This is a genomic window from Chitinophaga jiangningensis (assembly GCF_900142605.1).
In the GTDB taxonomy this organism is placed as follows: domain Bacteria; phylum Bacteroidota; class Bacteroidia; order Chitinophagales; family Chitinophagaceae; genus Chitinophaga; species Chitinophaga jiangningensis.
Window position 1 is genome coordinate 391,153 of the sequence record NZ_FRBL01000008.1, and the last position, 18,614, is coordinate 409,766.

General features: G+C 49.5%; 8 protein-coding genes. All 8 read right to left on the reverse strand.

Annotated elements, in window-relative coordinates; all coding sequences use genetic code 11:
* Positions 1-234: 234 nt before the first annotated feature.
* The 8 genes from BUB18_RS22105 to BUB18_RS22140 all read right to left on the reverse strand — a co-directional run bounded on the left by BUB18_RS22105 (position 235) and on the right by BUB18_RS22140 (position 18,609).
* A complete protein-coding gene (locus BUB18_RS22105) occupies positions 235-4,392 on the reverse strand; it encodes a hybrid sensor histidine kinase/response regulator transcription factor (protein WP_073085224.1) in 4,158 nt (1,385 codons plus the stop codon).
* A 281-nt stretch (positions 4,393-4,673) separates the two neighbouring features.
* Positions 4,674-6,263 (reverse strand): glycoside hydrolase family 43 protein, encoded by a 1,590-nt coding sequence (locus BUB18_RS22110; protein WP_083550592.1) that lies wholly within the window; start codon positions 6,261-6,263, stop codon positions 4,674-4,676.
* Positions 6,264-6,277: 14 nt separating this feature from the next.
* Positions 6,278-7,666 carry a family 43 glycosylhydrolase gene (locus BUB18_RS22115; protein WP_073085225.1) on the reverse strand — a complete coding sequence of 463 codons (1,389 nt, stop codon included), beginning with the start codon at positions 7,664-7,666 and terminating at the stop codon, positions 6,278-6,280.
* A gap of 83 nt (positions 7,667-7,749) precedes the next feature.
* Positions 7,750-12,687, reverse strand: coding sequence for an RICIN domain-containing protein (locus BUB18_RS22120; RefSeq protein ID WP_083550535.1), 4,938 nt, complete (start codon positions 12,685-12,687; stop codon positions 7,750-7,752).
* 104 nt (positions 12,688-12,791) lie between these two features.
* Positions 12,792-14,816, reverse strand: a complete 2,025-nt coding sequence (locus BUB18_RS22125; protein ID WP_073085227.1) for an alginate lyase family protein — start codon at positions 14,814-14,816, stop codon at positions 12,792-12,794.
* 52 nt (positions 14,817-14,868) lie between these two features.
* Entirely contained in the window at positions 14,869-16,311 is a 1,443-nt protein-coding gene (locus BUB18_RS22130; RefSeq protein ID WP_073085228.1) for a glycosyl hydrolase family 28 protein, read from the reverse strand.
* Positions 16,312-16,327: 16 nt separating this feature from the next.
* On the reverse strand, positions 16,328-16,816 hold the full coding sequence (locus BUB18_RS22135; RefSeq protein ID WP_073085229.1) for a CHRD domain-containing protein: 489 nt from the start codon (positions 16,814-16,816) through the stop codon (positions 16,328-16,330).
* Between the two features lie 23 nt (positions 16,817-16,839).
* Positions 16,840-18,609, reverse strand: coding sequence for a RagB/SusD family nutrient uptake outer membrane protein (locus tag BUB18_RS22140; protein WP_083550539.1), 1,770 nt, complete (start codon positions 18,607-18,609; stop codon positions 16,840-16,842).
* Positions 18,610-18,614: the final 5 nt, after the last annotated feature.

Here is an 18,614-nt window from a genome sequence, read left to right on the forward strand (position 1 = left end):
GCTTGGATCAATTTCTACTGACGATAAATCAGGGATAAGCGAAATAGCTGATGATTCATAACGAGTAATTCATTTTGATGGATAAGTAATGCTGGCCAGTATGCAAAGTAAACACCTCTCCCCCCCAACTATAAGGGGGGTAATCGCATAATAAGGGGGGTAAATTGGGAATTTTAGGGAGATATTACCCTTCCCCTGCTGTATTTGCGGGGAAGGGCGGCAGCATACCCCTGATCAGGTGCCAGCTTTTTTACGGTCAGACGCTTTACGCTTTGTATCAATTTTTTCCAGCTTGTATTTGTCCTCAAATACTTTGCGGTATCGCCGGATATAGTCCGAAGGGTTCATACCGAACACCTTATTAAACTGTTGCCGGAAGTACTTCACATCATTAATACCTACCTGGAAACCGATTTCGTTGACGTTAAGGGGGGTATTAATCATGAGCTCCGCCGCCTTGCGCAGGCGGATAAAACGAACAAATCCACGCAGGGATTCACCGGATACCTGCCGGATCTTTTTGTACACGGAGGAATGGCTCATACCTATTTCCCGTGCCAATACCTTGATATTAAACGCGTCGTTATCCAAATTGGCTTCTACGATGGCGATACATTTTTCTACGAACTCCTTGTACTGCCCCGATACTTTAAAATCATTTTTACGAAGGGTCACTTCATTTAAAAAATAATTACGAAGGTTATCCCTTGTTTGCAGCACACTTTGTACAGTGGCTGCCAGCAGCTCTTTTTCAAATGGCTTGGTGAGGTAGTAGTCGCTGCCCACCTCGGCGCTTTCCAGCTTTCCTTCTTCCGCGGAGGAGCCGGTGAGCAGGATCACGGGGATATGGTTCAGGAGGGGATGCTGCTTAATTTCGCGGCACAGCTCCAGGCCCGACATCGTTTCCATCCGGATATCGCTGATCACCACATCCGGCAGGATGGCAATGGCTTTCTCCAGGCCTTCCTTCCCGTTGGAAGCTTCTTCCAGCTGGAAGGTGTGCCGGAACATGCCGGCAAGGTATTGCCGGATCTGTTCATCATCGTCTACAATGAGCATGGTTTGCTTATCCGTTATCCTTAGGCCGATGGTGTCGTCTTCCGTTTCTTCTTCGGTTAGTTCCGTCATAGGCTCCTGGGGTTCCGCCATGGTGTGCAGAAAGCCGGTACGCCCGGCAGTAACGGTAGTGGCCGGCTCCTCTGGCGTGGCTTCGCTACCGCGAGGCAGTACCACGGTAAAAGTGGTGCCCTCCCCGGCTGCGCTTTGGAAACTGATGCTGCCACCATGCAGGGTGATAAACTGCTTTACGAGGTACAGGCCAATTCCAAAGCCGGATTGCTGCGCGTGGCACTGACGCTCCGACCGGTAAAACTTATCAAATATATGCGGGGCGCTTTCGGCGGGTATGCCATAACCAGTATCCGTTACCGTTATAGTTACTTCCTGATCGGTATGCTGCAGGGCTAAGGTGATGCGGCCTCCGGCAGGGGTATATTTTAAGGCGTTTGATAACAGGTTGAAGAAGGCTACTTCCAGCTTTTCCCGGTCGCCGGTAATATACAGGTCAGTAGTATCACACAGGAAGGTGTAGGCCTGGTTGTCCGACTGCGCCTGCTGTTCGAAGGAAAGGAACACCTCCCGGCATAATGCTGTGAAGTTGAAGCGGGTGGGTTTCAGCCGGTCGATTTCACTGTCGGCCCGCCGGAAGAGCAGCAACTGATCGAGTAGCCGCAGCAGGCGGCGGGCATTCCGGTATACCGTATTCAGCTCGCGTTGGTGCTTCCCCGTTAGTTCCTCTTCCTCCATCAGGTCCTTCACAGGATTAATGATTAGCGTGAGCGGCGTGCGGAATTCATGCGATACATTGGTAAAAAAGGCGATTTTCTTTTCGTTGAGTTCTCTTTCCTTTTCTGTAGTGAGCTTAGCCAGGGCAATTTCGTACTTGAGGCGGCGCTGTTTGGTTTTGTAGGTAATGAACGCAGCTGCTGCGGCCAGCACTACGAGCAGGTAGAGCAGGCAGGCCCACCAGGTGGCATACCAGGGTGGCAGCACGATAATTTCCAGGCTGATTTCATTATTAAGCCACTGCCCTTCTGCGTTGGTACTCTTTACACGAAATGTGTAATGGCCAGCGGCAAGGTGTGTATACGTGGCGGTTCTGCTGTTGCCAGCCTGATTCCAGTTTTTATCCCAGCCCTCCATAAAGTAGGTGTATGCAATTTTATCGGAGGTGGAGAAATCCAGTGCGGTAAATGCAAAGGAAAATACGGCTTCGTTGTAGGGGACTTTAATTTTACGGATCTCGCCCCCTCGCTGGTCCTGAATGTATTGCGTCAGCTGCCCGAGGCGCTGGTTGTTTACATGTATGTCCGTGAAGTGCATCTCCGGTTGATTGCCGGAGGCGCCAATATTTGCAGGCCGGAAAATGTTCAGCCCCTTGATACCGCCAAATAGCAACTCTCCCGAACGCAGGCGTAGCGCCGCGTTATAATTAAACTGGTTGCTGGAAAGCCCATCTCCCTGGTAGAAATTGGTAAATATTTTTTTGTCGGCGTTGAAGCGGGAAATGCCGTAAAAAGTGCTGATCCATAGGTCACCGGCTTCATCTTCCAGAATGTTGAGTACGGCGTTATTGCAAAGCCCTTCGGCGGTGGTGTAGCGTTGCAGCACTTTGCCTGCCTGGCGATCGAAGAGGATCAGTCCACCACCTTCCGTACCGATCCAGAAGCGCCCTTTGCTGTCCTCCTGAATGGCCCTCACAGGATTGCCTAATGTGTAGGACTGGTGCTGCCTGTGCAGCGTGTCTATCTTAATCAGGCTATGCAGGTTACCTGCCCACAATTGCCCGTTGCGGTCTTCCGCCATGGTAAATAAGTCAGGTAGCTTATCATCGAATACGCGGAAAGCATCCTGCAGGCGGTCATATTTATACAGGGCTCCTTTGTACAGGGCGCCCCTGTCGAACGTGCCGGCCCATAAGTTATCCTGACTATCCTTATACAACAGGTATACTGTTTTACTTTCTTTTTCGCTGTTATTACTGAGCAAACTATAATGCCGGAAGCTGTTCGTTTTTTTATCGAAGCGGTTCACCCCTCCCCAGAAGGTGGAGATCCAGATATGCTGGTCTTTATCGCAACGGATATTGGTAACGAAGTTATCGCTCAGGGAATTGGATACTCCTGCCTGATGCGCATAGTTGGTGAAGGTGCCTGAATGCCTTTGCCACCGGCTCAGGCCTTGCCCGTCCGTACCTACCCATATGGTGCCGTCCTTTTCTTCGCAAAAGGCAAATATGAAATTGCTGGGGAGACTATTGTTATTTAATGGGTCATGCAGGTAGGATTGAAAGCGGTCTTTTTTCGGATCGATAATATTTACGCCGCCTCTCAGGGTGCCTATCCATTTGCGGCCTTCCGTATCTTCATAGATAGCACTTACAGAGGCACTGGCCAGTGTGTAATTGCTGTTTCCCGCGGGGATGTGCGCTGCGGCGCTACCATCTCCCGTATAAATGATACTGATTCCCCCACCATTGGTAGCTACCCAAAGGCGGCCACATTTATCGAGGAATAGCGAGGATACTTTGTTATAAGCCAGCTTCCCGTTTTCCTCCGTATAGGCTTGCCCGTAGGTGTTGGAAGAGATGACGTATTGCATTAATCCGTTGGGGGTGCCGATCCATAATTGATCACCGTTGGGTTTAATACAATCGGCTGTTGAAATAGCCGTGTTGACCACCTTCGCCTGCGTGGCATTTTTATCCAGCCTGCACAGCCCTCTCCCCTGTACAAAAAACCATACTACGTCATTAGCTGCCAATTCGGGTGCGCCGGCATCATAGGATAGTAACTGTTTACCCTCACTTAACACCGGCACCTGCACCGCCGTGTAGCTGCCAGCCGGACAATACAGCAGCCCGGTGCCTTCGGTGGCGATGAACATATTCCCTTTTGCATCGCGCCTGATATCCCGCACTACAGCGGTAATGCGGGCCAGCTGTTTAGTGCCGTGCTGCTGGTAATACACCGGACTGAATTTCCCGGAAACGGGGTCATAGGTATTAAGCCCCTGGCGGGTGCCTACCCAAAGTTTATATTGCAGATCCTCATGGATGGTGAACACCCAGTTATTCACCAGAGAGCTGCTATCGCCAAACTTATTTCTGAAAACTTTAAATACATTGCCATCAAAGCGGTTGAGGCCATCGTAGGTACCAAACCACATGAAGCCTTTATGATCCTGGAATACGCAGCGAACCGCGTTGTTGGACAGTCCCTGTTCTATGCCCAGGTAGGATATAACGTGATAGCGGTTATCGCCGGCAAAGGCCTCCGGCAGGCGGAGTGCTGCCACTATCAGCAGCAGACAGTGCATGACCAATTTTTTCATCCCGTGAAATTGAAAGTCCCCTATTCCTATTCTATTTTGGCTGACTGGTTGGCGAAATGACGAGTTTACTCCCTGTGCAGTGGCCGCCCAAAGGGGGGAAATCCACATCATTCAGGGTGCATAATAGTAATTTTTGTCTGAATGACAATTATTTATTCTTTACGCATTATTTTGCAGGAATAGTGAATTATTTGCAATAGCTGTTAACCCCTACACCCCGACCTTTAAGATATTAGCCATTTGTTACAGGAGTGTATTACTCCCCCTTCGGGGGCGGTGATTTAGTAATCATATTTGAACCAATCCACATCAACATAACCTTCATCCCCCCGGCGATTAAAATTAAAAATACCGGTACGATCGCCCCGGTAGCTGCCCCAGGTGAGTTGAAAAGGTTCCCCAAATGACTGGTAGGATTTGCCATCAGTACTATATGCATACCGGCTTACACCGTCCGCACCCCAGAAAGACCGCAGCCAGACGGCTTTTCCGTGTATCCTCATACCAGTAGTATCTTTTCCGTTGGTGCAGTACACCAATGTACGAATACCGTTTTCCTGCCGGATACCAAACAGACTATTGCTGGTGGTAGAAAAATGTGTGAGTCCACTGTATTGGCCATCCGCCATATGACTGATATCGATTTTTACGGTAACAACATTATGCTGCGCTCGCATGCTGCGCTGCGTGAGCGTGTTACCGGCCCGCAGGATTACATTGTCCGGTTTATTGGATGGAATGGGCGCAAAGGCATATAGCCGCAGATAACCGCGGCGAGCCGTGAGGGACCACTTATCGGCGCGGGGCTGATAGTTCCACTCCCACCTGGCATTGAGCTGATGGTTGTTGAAGAGATCTTCATTTGTGGCCGCCGGCTTTTGAATCGGTAAGGGGTACACTCCCGACCAAACCATGTGGCCGATGGTATCTTTATCCGGCTCACCGATCACCGGCCATCCATTGATCCAGTGAACCGGCAACAAACTGGCAGGCCGCCCTTCCCAATCGCCGCTGCCATGATGCGTGAGGAAAAACCATTTACCCGAAGGCGTTTGCAGCAACCCACCCTGATTGGGCTCCCTGTCGCTGGCTTTATCTACGTGGTTGAGTTGCCTGATTTCCCAGGGGCCATACAGGCTGTTTGACCTTTCCATCATGATCACCCGGCCTTCGGGTTTTACTTCGCTGAAATAGTGGTAATAGCGGCCGTCGAATTTATATAGTTTGTTGGCCTCACTGCCGTGGGACTGATGAATGATGGTATCAGATTCCATAAGGAGGCGCTTGCCATCGGGCGACATTTTGAACAAATGGATATTATACTTTTTACTGTTCTTAGGGTCCATGGCAAAATTGGTGGCAATAAAATAGAGTTGGCCATCGTCGTCACAGAAAGAACAGCAGTCGTCCCAGCCTTTTATATTCCATACCTGGTGAACCGGCTCCCATGGCCCTGCCGGATCAGTGGCACTGCTCATAAAAAATCCATCATCCGGTGTGCCGAAGTATACCCAGAATTTATGCTGATAGTAACGGATCGAACCTGCCCAGATGCCTCTGCCATAACAGTTCATCCGGTCCCAGTTGAGGTTGGGACTAATACGCGTAAGATCATCCACTACGTGACTGATGATCTCCCAATGAATAAGGTCACGGGAATGCAGCACCGCCATACCCGGTGAAAACTGCATGGTACTGGATATAGCGTAGTAATCATCTCCTACCCGTATCGCATCCAGGTCGCTAAAATCGCCGGGCAGTACCGGGTTGTGATAAGTACCATTTCCCTGGTCACCCCATTTTCCGTTCATCTGTGCAACGGCGAATAATCCTGCCAGCTGGCCACACAACAAGAGTAATATAAATTTCATCTCAACTTTTTTCATTAATAAATATGCCACTCCCATATACCGGCAATGCCTTTTAATATTTTCACCCGCAGGTACCTGGCTTTTATGTTTAACTGGTCGGTTTGGGGAGATAGCATTTGCAACTGCAGACTACCACCGCAGGGCTGCCATGTTGCACCGTCCGCAGAGTATTCTAATACGTACGCCTGGCCCGCTGTGGGTCGCACAAAGTATATGTTGCTACGATGTATACGTTGCATTTTTCCTAAGTCCGCCATAAGCCATGGCGCTGAATCGTTTGGTGCAGCCATCCAGCGGGAACCATTGGCATTATCGAAAGCGAGGTTGGCAGCAAATGATTCCGTTCTGTGAAGTATAGTATCCTTCGCGGGTTTGATCACCATATTGGAGAGTACGCCTGATGCAGCGGATTTCATCACCCTGATTTGTTTTTCTTTCGGAACCTGCTGTAGTGCACCCACGCCATCCATCGTGAGGCTTACTGGCTGGATGGTACCATCTTTATTGAACCGCAGCCGGTTCACATAAGTTTGGCGGTTGGTGCTGCCACGGCTATACTCCAGGTAGGCAATGAAATAATCATCAGTACCGGATATATTAAACACGCTACCATGGCCAGGGCCGAATATCCGGTGCTCATGATCCGTGGTGGTGATAATGTCGTTATCCGGAAATTCAAAAGGCCCCAGCGGCGAAGTTTTACTCATCCCATATGCATACTGGTATTTTTCATCTCCCCCTAATGTATAAAGGTAATAGTAAACCCCGTTGCGTTTAAAAAAGATGGGACCTTCAGAATAACCCTGACGCTTGGTAGCGAGTTGCACTACAGATGCCGTGTCGATGCTAACCATATCTCTGTTCAGCTTAGCCGCATACCTGCGTTGCCAGTAAACATAGGCCTGTCCATCGTCATCAATAAAAATTTCCGCGTCAATGCCCGCAGGTGCCTGCTTATTATGGGATGGCAACAGGGTAGACGGGGTATATGGCAGATAGAAAGAATCCACTCCCTTTGCCAGTGTAAAAGGCCCGTCCGGTGAATTGGCCACCGCCGGATACATAAAACCATTTACAGTTGGATAGATATAATATTTTCCATTGGCAGCAACCACTTTACTGGGCGCCCAGTATTTTTGGCGGGAGGCGGAAGGAAAATAAGTATTGGCAAAATGCCAGTGAACAAAATCTTTTGATTTCCATACCACCGGTGGCCCTGAAGTTTTCAGGCCCTGCCCATATCCATCGGTAGTGGCATAACAATAAAATTCACCGTTGATATACTGTAAGCTGGCATCTGCAATCATATCCGGCACCAGCGCGTGGCCGAAAGGGTTTTGCTGTGCATAACCCTCCTGCATAAACGCAAGTGCGATCAGTAGTTTAATTATCTTCATATTCATAGCTTTCAAATTACGAGCAAAAGGACAGTAGCAGGAATACTACTGTCCTTCTTGTACTGGCATGTTACGCCAAATTTAACAGACTAATTTTTTACAATTTTTTTAGTCAGATTTATACCATTGCCGGTGATCTGCACATAATAAATACCGGCTGATAATCCACCCACCGAAATCACTTCCGATGACCTGGTTACCGGAATATTTTTTACCAGTACGCCAGTTTGATTATACAGCTTAATGTGCATACCCGGTGTTGCTTTTTTAAACTGCACCGTTAATACATCTTTAACAGGATTAGGGTACACGATCACGATGCCCTCTCCCGCTGCCAGGCCACCTGCTTTGTTATTGTAGGCAGCAGCGGCGCAATCGCCCAGGTAATCACCATGATTCAGGTGATCTGGCACGGAGTCGCCATTTACGCAAAGCGTGGTATTGTTATGACATACCTTCACCTTGTCGCCATTGTTACCGCAGCGTACGTCCGTTACTGCAATGCTGGTACTGTCTGTGCCCGTACAGCCTTTACTGTCAGTAATGGTAACAAAATAATTACCGCTGGTATTTACTGTGATGGATGGCGTGTTTACACCAGTACTCCATGCATAGGTATACGGCGCTGTACCACCGGAAACATTTGCACGCACAGTTAATGAATCAGGACCATAGCCCTGGTAAATGGTGTTATTTTCAGTACCGGGATAGCTGATGGCCGCTACATCAGGAACAGCTACCTGCAGTGGCGCATTGACTGTAATGGTAGTGGCAGCAGTACCCTGGCAGCCGCGTGTATCCGTTAACGTCCAGGTGATCACCGACTGTCCAACGTTGAAGGTACCACCTGCATCTGTGCCTGTTCCATTCCTGCTGGTTGCGCCGCTCACTGTGTAGCTGATAGCTGCGATGCCGCCATTACCCACGGTAGCAACTAACGGAATAGCATAAACGTTGCTGTCGTTGAAGCAGCGTGATTGTGCTGCAGGAGCGATCATGGCAGGAGCCATATCTGCAATTTCAGTATCACTCAAAGCCCTGCTGTAGATTTTAAATTCATCTATTGCACCGTTAAAAACCGGGTCGTTAAACTGCGATTTACCAAGGTAATTTAAAGCAGTTCCCGTTGTGGTGCCAGCAGGAGTTAATTGCAGCGGTTTGATGTTCAGATTTGTATTGGAAGACACCAGCGCACCGTTGATGTAGAGTCGCGCAGTATTGCCTGATTGCGTAACTGCCAGGTGTACCCAAGTATTTAACGGAAACACGTAAGGCGCGCTTACGTTTAACTCCGTACCACCATTTTTAACAGCGTAGCGTACAGTAGAAGAGAGTACACCGTTTACGGTAGTAGTGCCTGCCTGCACGGAAAGGAACATATACTGTGTAGTATTGTTTCCGAAATCAAATACCCGCATCCAGTTTGAAACGGTATTCATTTTTACCCATGCGGAAGCAGTGAAGTCGGATAAGTTGCTCACTATGCCTGCGGGCAGTGTAGCATAGGCATTCGCCGTACCGTTCAGCAGCAATGCGTTTCCGTATCTGCCGGTGTCGCGCGTGGCTACCGCAGCGAGCGTAGCATGTGTAGCACCCCAGCTGTCGATCGCCTTAGTACCACTTGTTTCATCAAATTTCAGGTAAGTGAGCTGGCCTACGTTCGGTAATGCAGCTACTTCAGGGCTCACTGCAGCGCTATCCGCAGAAACTACCATGTAATAATAGGCAGCTCCATTGGCGACGGTGGAATCGGTAAAGCGACTTGTACCCTGGGTGGCTAGCAGTGTATACGGCCCTCCCGGAGTGGTGGCACGTTTGATCTGGTAAGTGAAGTTGAAGACGGGGTCCCATTCCAGTATATTTTTATGGTCGCCCGCAGCTACTTTGAGGTTGATCGGAATAATTCCTACCGGTTCAAAACGGAAGGGGAAGCTGTAAGGAACGGGATCGTTATCGGCACCAATATAGCTGCTGACCTGATTGCCACTGATATACCAGAAACCGTTTCCGGCCAGTTGTGCCCGTTGGATAGCATAGGAAGTACCATCAAAAAAGATGTTCATGGAATTCCAGGTATCCAGATAGGGCGACACCGAACGGCCAAATTGCCCATTTTCATTGATGTAGTTACTAAATCCTGTGGGCGCACTCAGGCAAACGATTTTGTACCTGCCGTTTGGCTGTTTGGTTACGTTCCAGATTTGCACCAATGGATCTGAATCCGGCACGCTGAACAGAGGGGTGTTGGTGGCATTTTTGGTCCACAGGGAATCGCTGGTAAGCGGTTTAATATAGTAGTTACCGTTAGCGAGCGTATTGGTACCATAGTACATGGCTGCCTGGTAGCGTCTGATGGCTGTTTCCAGCAGGGCAACATAGCTGCTGACCGCTATCACGCCCGCCGATGGGCTGTAAACCGACTGTACATACACGATACTGTCGTTTAACTGTGCCTTTGCTGCCACAGGAAATTTGCCGTATTCCACGGAGCTACTCACTTGTGTAGTATCCCGTAGTTTGATGGCTTCCGCCAGTTTTTTCTGGTAAACGGAATCCATTTCTGCCACGGCAACCGGCTCGATGCGGAACACCTGGTTGGTGCCATCCAGCCACCGGTTGATGGTGATGGATACCCCTTCCCCTGTATTGGAGCCGGGTACATCCAGTGATTTTTGGCTGGCCTTACCAATGATGTTAAAGGTAGTGTTGCCTCTGTCTGTAATCGTCCACATCTGAGCGGAATCAGCAGCGGAATAAGTTCGCTGTTCCACGCCGGCACCATTCGTTTTGGCGTTGCCTACCACATCCATCGATTTGCCACTTTGGAGATTTATCACCTTATAGTCGTTTCCGGATAAAGGCGTAATTAACCAATGCTGGTTACCTGCATAGGAATAGGTTTTTTGAGCCAGCAGGGCACCATCTGCCATGCTGGCATTTTTAACCTCTATTGCTTTATTACTGTGTGTGGCTATGATACGATACAAGCCATTTAAGGTTTGTGGCACATATGGTACTGGAAGCGTAGTTACATCTGCCGGGGAATCCCCGCTGGTGCCCGCTGCATTGGCAGCACTTACCCTGTAGTAATAGGCACCGCCATTAGTGGCCTGTGTGTCTTCAAAACTATTACCTGCAACATTCGCCGCGATGGTGGTATAGGTGCCGTTGGCTGACGATGACCTTTTAACCGTATAACTGGTGGCACCAAATGAAGATAGCCAGCGTACACGCACCAGGTTATCTCCCGGGTACGCATACACGGAGTGAGGTGCTTCCGGCACGGTAACCATACCTCCCTGTCCGCCGGTAACACTTACATGACTAAAGGTGGCAGTATCCAGTACGCCGCTGGCAGCAGGGCAAACAGCCAAACCTATATAAGCCTTGCCTGTAAAGCCTTCGAAGCGCCCCTGTACTTCCGCTGCCCAGCTGGTACCATCTGCGGAATAGTACATTACGATCACATCTCCGATTCTTTCAATTTTCACCCAATAGGCATCTTCCGGGATGGGCCGTTCCGCTTTTTCCCAATTGGAGCCTCCTCTCACTTCTGTCCATCCGTGCATAAAGGCTTCTGCCCTTTTGCCTGATTTAATGGCGATCCAGGCTCTTTGTGCTGAAGTAGCGGTGAGGTCAGAACGAATCATCAATCCGGCTCTTGCATTGAGGCCGCTTTTACCGATCGTTTCCACCTTAGCAATTACAGAACAGTTGCCGGTAACTTCTTTATAAACGAAATGCAGCCCATCAGCAGCATGTGTGCTGATTTCAGTGCCGCTTCCTGTTACCGTCCAAATATTATTGTTATAGGAGCTGCTTCCTGCCACAGCGGTTGCTCCTACATCCAGATCTGTTAATCCACCAGTACCCACTTTCCCTGGAGCAGGCACAATTTCGGTTTGCGGCGGAACTGCTGCTGTAGCAGGGTCGGCTGATTTATAATACCAGGTATACACCGGATCAAACCGCCTTGGTATATCTGTCAGCCGCTTCGATACAATTGCGGAACTCATACTCTTACGCACCAGGTAGGCACCGTGAATGAAAGTCAATCCCCATCTGCCACCATCCCAAACACCACTTTCATCAGTTAAATAGTGGGCATCTGTAGTACCGTAAGGTATATATCCCAATGGCAAGCCATCATTCTTCCTGGCAAAATACTCCCCTGTTGCCAGGAGGCGGTTATCTAACTCGGCGTAAAGGTCAAGCCCCTGCTTGTAGAGCACTTCTGCGGCAAATGCCAGGTTGCCCCACATACCATGGGCGTGTCCCTGATCTCTTGCGCTCTCTCCATTTTCACCGCTGGGCAGTGTATTGGCCAATCCGGTAGCGCCTATGTATCGCATCAGGTGTATGATGTGTGCTACTTTTGCCGGATCATCAGAAAAGGCTGCAATGGCCGCGCCGGCAGCTATACTCAAAGTACCTTTGTTAGCCGGCCCCAGCGCATAGCCTCCACAACCTGAAGGAGGCCAGTACACGTTATTAAAGAGGTTCTGAACAGCCGCCGTATTCGCAGGCGTCCATCCACTCCAGGTTCCCCGGAGTATGGAGGCGGCGCCACCATAGGCAAAGGCAAAATCCCCCAGGTCGAGGTTACCCAGCTGTCCGGTAAACTGCGTCTGCGTAGTAGCCCAGGCTACCAGGATATCCCGCGCCTTTGCTGCATACGCTTCATTGTCTGTAAAATACCACATCAGCGATAAGTAAAAGGCCGCAGTCATATCATTCATCCACTGTCCCCGGTTTACATCAGGGCTCCTGCTTACGGTGGCAAATGGTCCCTGCATCTGATAAGTAAGCTGGGCTTTACCGTCTGCAGCCATCACTTCAAAGGCCTGTTTCCAGGGATAGTCTCCCGCCTGGATGTGGTTTTTCAGGATGGTCAGGTCCGAAGCGGACAACGGAATACCGGGATGCACAAATTGCTGTGCATGTATTTTGAGGGAACAGAAAAAAATCAACAGCACTGTTCCTATAACCCGGAACAGGCTGGTACGTGGAATTAAAGTTTTCATCATATAATACTATTGGTGAGGGTTAAAAAAAGACATATTCTGCTGCACGCATTGCTTTCTCCTACCGGCTCTTATATTGATGCTGATACTATATCCGTTCGTATATACTATTTCCTTGTGAAGCGGTTTACCACCGTTACGCTGTCAAATGTTGCAGTGTTTAAATTGGCGTTACCGGATGATACGGCCATGCCTACATAATAGTCAGCAGCCATAGATACTGCTACCGGCGTACCTATTGCAAACCAGGTGCGGCCATCGGTGGACTGATACGCCGTAATAGTATTCCCGCTTTTCTGCAGGCGGAACCAGGTAGGCGTGCGCGTGTAGGCGTTACCGGTAGTAAAGTTCATTTTGCCACCAGTGGTGGTACGACTACCAAATCTTGCTTCCCGCACACCTCCATCACCGGAGGTCATACTGAAACTAACCGCATCAGCGGCGAGGGACTCACGTATCATGATCCCCGTTTTCTGGCCTCCGCCACCATGCCAGGTAGCAGCCGCCAGGCGGGCAGTAAGGGTAACATCTCCCGATATTTTTTTATACACATAGCTTGCACCATCCGCCGTACCACCAACGCCAGCACCTGAGCCGCTGACTACGAAAGTGCCGTTGCTTACATTCGCATAGCCGGCGCTGCCTGCGGTGGCTACAGTACCAATGTTAGCAACAGCCCAGCCCGCAGGTAATGCGCCGGTAGCGGCAGGTGTGGCATTAGCTTGTGCCGACTGCTGACTACTGCCCGCCTGATTTACCGCTTTTATCACATAATAATAACGGGTACCGTTTGTAATAGCTCCATCTTCATACAACGGGTTAGTTCCTTTGTAGGAGGCGATGGTCGTATAGGGGCCACCGTTAGTGGTAGCCCGCAACACTTCATAGCCATTGGCGGTAGCCACAGGATTCCATTTGAGCCAGACTTTTCCTACACTGGCAGTTGCCTGCAGACCAGCAGGTGCGGCCGGCGCAGGAGCAGCCGGATAAGGTGAGGCTGCGGCATTGAGCGTATAGCAAAGCGTGCCAAAACCCAGGTTATCGTCGTGGGCGTATCCTTCCGGGCGGTTTACTTCTGCCATGGCTTTTACATAGGGCGCATTCAGCCCCTTTCTCACCACATAATGATTGTAAATCATTTCCCAGATGGGGCGCTGCAACCTGCCCCTGCCAAAACTATTTTGTTCGGATGCCCAATAATTCATCACCTCATCACAATTATTGTAAGTGGTATAGGGCACCTCCTTCCAGAGATTGTATTTGGCTGTGTACTCTGCTCCTGCCAACAGGCGGTTATTATCGTAGCCATACAAATCCTGCCCCTGGTTCCAGGCTATCTGGCAAAAGGTGGCCAGCATGCCTATGCCCAGCAGGGCATGTTCCTGATCGCGGCCGGTTTCCTGCCACTGTGCGAGGCCACCCGGATGCAGAAAGGGGATTGCTTTCGTGATATTTCCATTGCCTGCCCCGGATTTAAAATAGGTGACGGCTTCATTGTATTTGTCCCTGTCGTCGCACAACACACCAATGGCCAGGATGGCGGTGATATTGCAGATATCCCAGTTAGCCCAGTAGTGCGTGATGCAGGTATTGTTATGGCGGGTTAAAAAGTCGTGACAGTTCGGATACAGGTAGTTGGTCATCATGTTTTTAAACTGCTGAAAATCCGCCGGCGACCAGTTGGGGTACAGCCGTAATATTTCACCTGCCACCGCAAATTCATACGTCGCTATACCCATCAGGCCGGGAATATCCTGCCCACTTGGTACCTGGTTAACTGTATAAGCCCAGGCGTTCAGAATTTTGCGTGAACAGGCAGCGTATGCCGTATCGCCGGAAATGTACCAGCGTAATGCATTCAGGTAGGCCGCCACTGCATCTGCCGAAGCACGCTGCCTGCTAACACCCATGTTAGGCTGCGGGGCCGGCGTATAGGTATGCTGTGCTTTGGGATGCTGTGTTAAGGCAGTCCAGCTGTCGATCCAGGGATGTGCCCCGGCAGCCACCTGTGTTTTCATGCGGTCTAAATCAACCCGCGAATGCAGGCCTCCCGGATGTATAAAATTTTGTGCAGCCGCCACCAGTGGGTTTAATAGCAACAAAAATATTAACCCGTATTTTATTTGATTCATGGTAAGACATTAATTTATCATTCCTAACAATCCTGCGTTACTTCGCAGGCCACTATTTCGTTACGCCTGTCAAACTTTTTTTAAGAGACGGCAGGTTTTTGAAGGATATATTTTCGGTAAACTCCCCGGTTTTAATATTGGCTTCTTCCAGGCTGGTCATAACTTTACCGTTGATTCGCAGGTTTTCGAAGGATACATCCTTTACCAGGTGCGCTTTATCCAATCCATCAATGAGTGAAGGAGAATGATTGAAACCGTTATAGCTGATATTCTTAAAAGATACCTGTTCTATACCTCTGCCCGGCGCGGCATTATACTTCTCGAAAAAAGCTACTTTTAACTGCAGCAGCTTCCCTTCCTGGAAATTATCTATCCGGATATCTTCAAAACGAACATTGCGCACCAGGTTCAGATCCGCAGCCTGTATAGCCATACAGCCTTCTGCACTGGGGTCATCCTCATCCAGCTCCAGTATGTCGATATTTTTAAACAGGAGGTTTTCAATCACGTCGCCGGTAGTTGCTGTATTGCCGTGCACACCGATGTTAATCGTATGCGCTACATCTGCCCACAGGATGGAATTAGTAACCGTATAGTTTTTTGCGTCCCCATAAAACTCCCAGCGGTGGCCGTATACGGCGATACAATCATCGGAGTTACGCATAAATACGTCGTCCACGGTTACATCACTGCAACTCATAAAGTCCAGTCCGTCGCTCCAGGAGCTGGCGCTAAACGACTTCAGGTTACGGATGGTCAGGTGATCTGATTCACCGGCAAACACCGTGTAATGCTTAGGATTAACTACGATGATGCCATCCACTGTCACATTACTGGAATGCCGGATCTCCACGCCTCTTTGTGGCTGATCAATAATACCACGGCCGATGATTTTTACATTTTTCACTTTATCGCAGAGCAGTTTCCCCCTGACCACGGCACCACCAGCTATGTATACGGTTTTGCCTGAGGTGATGTTAAACGCGTCGCCGGGAAGGTCTTTCGGCACATGCAAGCCTGGCCCGAAATAGACCACGTTCGGGTCTTTCGGGTTCGGCTGAAAGGTTTCGATCGGATTGGCGAACAAATGGAGGTTATGCAATTTGTCCCCATCAAATTCTATAGACAGCTTGGAAGGTTTGGTCAGCGTAAAGGTGATACTGTTACCATTCAGTTCAGGTTTTATATCCGCTGCATAAGGGCGAATTTTTATCGTGTTGGCGTTCCCGTTATTCTTCTGAACAAACACCTCCACCGTTCCTGAAAAATCAAAATACACCATGGAGGCATCCTGTGGTTTGTCCAGGTCTACTTTTACATTGTATTCATAGAGGTCCTGCCACTCCCCGCCTTGCTGCCTTACCTTTACGGTATAATCATCATTGTGCATACCGTACACCACCGCTTTGGGAGCCGGATAGGTTACCAGTTGCTGGGCCTTTGCGGTGAAGCAGCACAAGCCTGCCAGGAAAATCTGAAATAAAATCTTTTGCATATTTAACTTGATAGTTTTATTGTTTGGTTGGGGCCAACTGCCCGCGGATAATACCGTTTGGATACTTTTTGGTATTAATGGTGAAGTACCAGGCTCCTGCAAGGAAGTCTTTCCTTTCATCCGCGGTAAATCCTTTTATCCCTGCCAGTCCCAGGTTGATGCTGGATGCACTGTGAGTACTCACAAACGGCAGGGAGCGCACTAAAGGGCCATTTTCTGCCGGACCCGCAGGGCCGTAAAAATTCACGGATATGATGGTATCTTTCGCGGCGCCCCATAAGTCTTTCCAGCCGATGGTAAATGTGAGGCCATTCCCCTGCTCATCGTAAAAACCGTTGAAGGTTCCGCTGAACGTTGTATCCAGGCCAGGCACCAGTTGCCTGCTGCTGGCCAAGGAAGTAACGGTATACTGTGTACTGTTGATCCGCTCCAGTTCACCTCCTTTAGTACAGCTGATCGCTGCCAGTACAACTATCACCATCATCGCAGTTATCATGCTTTTCATAATTCTATCATTGAAATTGTGTTTTAATACCCGGGCGTTTGTTTCAGTGCCGGTGATTTCGTCAGCTCACTTTGTGGTATAGGCCAGAAATACATCGCATCCGTAAACACGTGTTTTCGGATGGTGATTACACGATAGGAAAAACTTCCGTTGGCGGCCCTGGTAATTTCCATCCCGTGGGTTTCTGCATTTTCTGTTTGCGGCGCTATTTTCCAGCGGCGTACATCCCAGAACCGGTGCTCTTCAAAGGCCAACTCCACGCGGCGCTCATGCCGGATGGCTTCACGCATTTCGTCTTTGGTCATACCCTGCTTCAATCCGTACATATTATTGGCGCCAGGGGTTATTCCTGCGCGACTCCTGATCAGCTTTAACCAGTCGTAGACATCTGCTGTAGGACCGGCGTATTCATTAGTGGCTTCGGCTGCATTTAACAGCACTTCGGCATAGCGCATTACTACCCATGGTCGATACAATTCGCCACCACCGCCATTACACATCTTGTAACGGAAGTAGCCGGTGAGGGTGCCCGTGGAAGTGTAGATACCATCCAGGCTGGCGCTGGTGGCAGCCGCATTTCCTGTGGGAATTACCCCGGTATAGGTATTCACACGCTGATCACCGAAGTTTCCCAGCAAACGTATGGAGCCGTTATAGTGCACGGTATAGGTGAGCCGTGGGTCCCTGTTTTTATACATATCATCACCAATCCCCGGATAGCCCGATGCAGGATCAGTAATCCGCAAGCCATTACTCATATCAAATTCATCCACCAGCTCTTGCGTAGGAAAGTATTTCACACCTGCCCAGCCATTCATGCCTCCCCGTGAAGTTGGGTTGGCACTGGCCTCGATATAGAAATTATTAGCGGTGGTCCAGGGTTGCCAGTACACCAGCACGTGTTCTGTTTGCGGAGTATTTTGTAAGAAGAAGGTATACAACGGCGTGGAAGATGCCGTGTAAAGGCTATATACACCCAGGTCAATAACCGCTTTAGCAGCATCTGCCGCCAGCTTCCAACGTTGTGGATCTGCCGCGGGGAAAGTGAGTAAATGTTCAGGATCATCTCCTCTGGGGCCGCTATTCACGAGCGGACTGGCAGCATACAGGAGCATCCGTGCCTTTACGGCTAATGCGCTGCCACGTGTCACCCGCAATTGGTTTACATCACCGGAACGATACGATGTGGGAAGTGCAGCGGCGGCGGCATCCAGCTCTGCTGTCAGGTACTTTATGCAATCCTCGTAGGAGCTGCGCGGCACATCTATTTTGTCGTTGTCGCCATATATTTTGTCGCCAATCAACGGTATGCCACCGTAGTGTTTTAACAAGGTGAAAATATACCAGGCTCTTAAAAACCTGACCTGTCCTGTCCAGTAGTCCCGTGTTTCGGGAGCCACCGGAATACTGTCCTTATTCTTCAAAAATATATTCGCGATGCGCACCATCTGAAAGGTGGTGCCCCATAGTCCTTTGTCGGCATTATTAGGGTTGATACCGCCGCTTGAAATTTTGTAGGTGAAACTGGCCGGGTCCGGCAGCGGCTCTGATTCATCACAGGCGGCATCCAGGCCGGTATTACTAAATCTCCGTGGGTTGAATGAAATGCCGAGGTTAGCGTATAAAGAATTGATGACTCCCAGCGATCTTGTACTATCCTGATAAACAGCTGTTTCATCTATCGCCGATAATTTTTTTTGATCGAGGAAATCTTTTTTACATGCTGTAATAAAACAGGCTATGCTAAACACGCCTGCCATCCAGATCTTCCCGTATAGGTGATGTAAGGTCATTCTTA

Coding starts and splice junctions, on each gene's coding strand:
- BUB18_RS22130 (WP_073085228.1), bottom strand. CDS start 16,311: ATGCAAAAGATTTTATTTCAGATTTTCCTGGCAGGCTTGTGCTGCTTC.
- BUB18_RS22110 (WP_083550592.1), bottom strand. CDS start 6,263: ATGAAATTTATATTACTCTTGTTGTGTGGCCAGCTGGCAGGATTATTC.
- BUB18_RS22135 (WP_073085229.1), bottom strand. CDS start 16,816: ATGAAAAGCATGATAACTGCGATGATGGTGATAGTTGTACTGGCAGCG.
- BUB18_RS22125 (WP_073085227.1), bottom strand. CDS start 14,816: ATGAATCAAATAAAATACGGGTTAATATTTTTGTTGCTATTAAACCCA.
- BUB18_RS22140 (WP_083550539.1), bottom strand. CDS start 18,609: ATGACCTTACATCACCTATACGGGAAGATCTGGATGGCAGGCGTGTTT.
- BUB18_RS22105 (WP_073085224.1), bottom strand. CDS start 4,392: ATGAAAAAATTGGTCATGCACTGTCTGCTGCTGATAGTGGCAGCACTC.
- BUB18_RS22120 (WP_083550535.1), bottom strand. CDS start 12,687: ATGATGAAAACTTTAATTCCACGTACCAGCCTGTTCCGGGTTATAGGA.
- BUB18_RS22115 (WP_073085225.1), bottom strand. CDS start 7,666: ATGAATATGAAGATAATTAAACTACTGATCGCACTTGCGTTTATGCAG.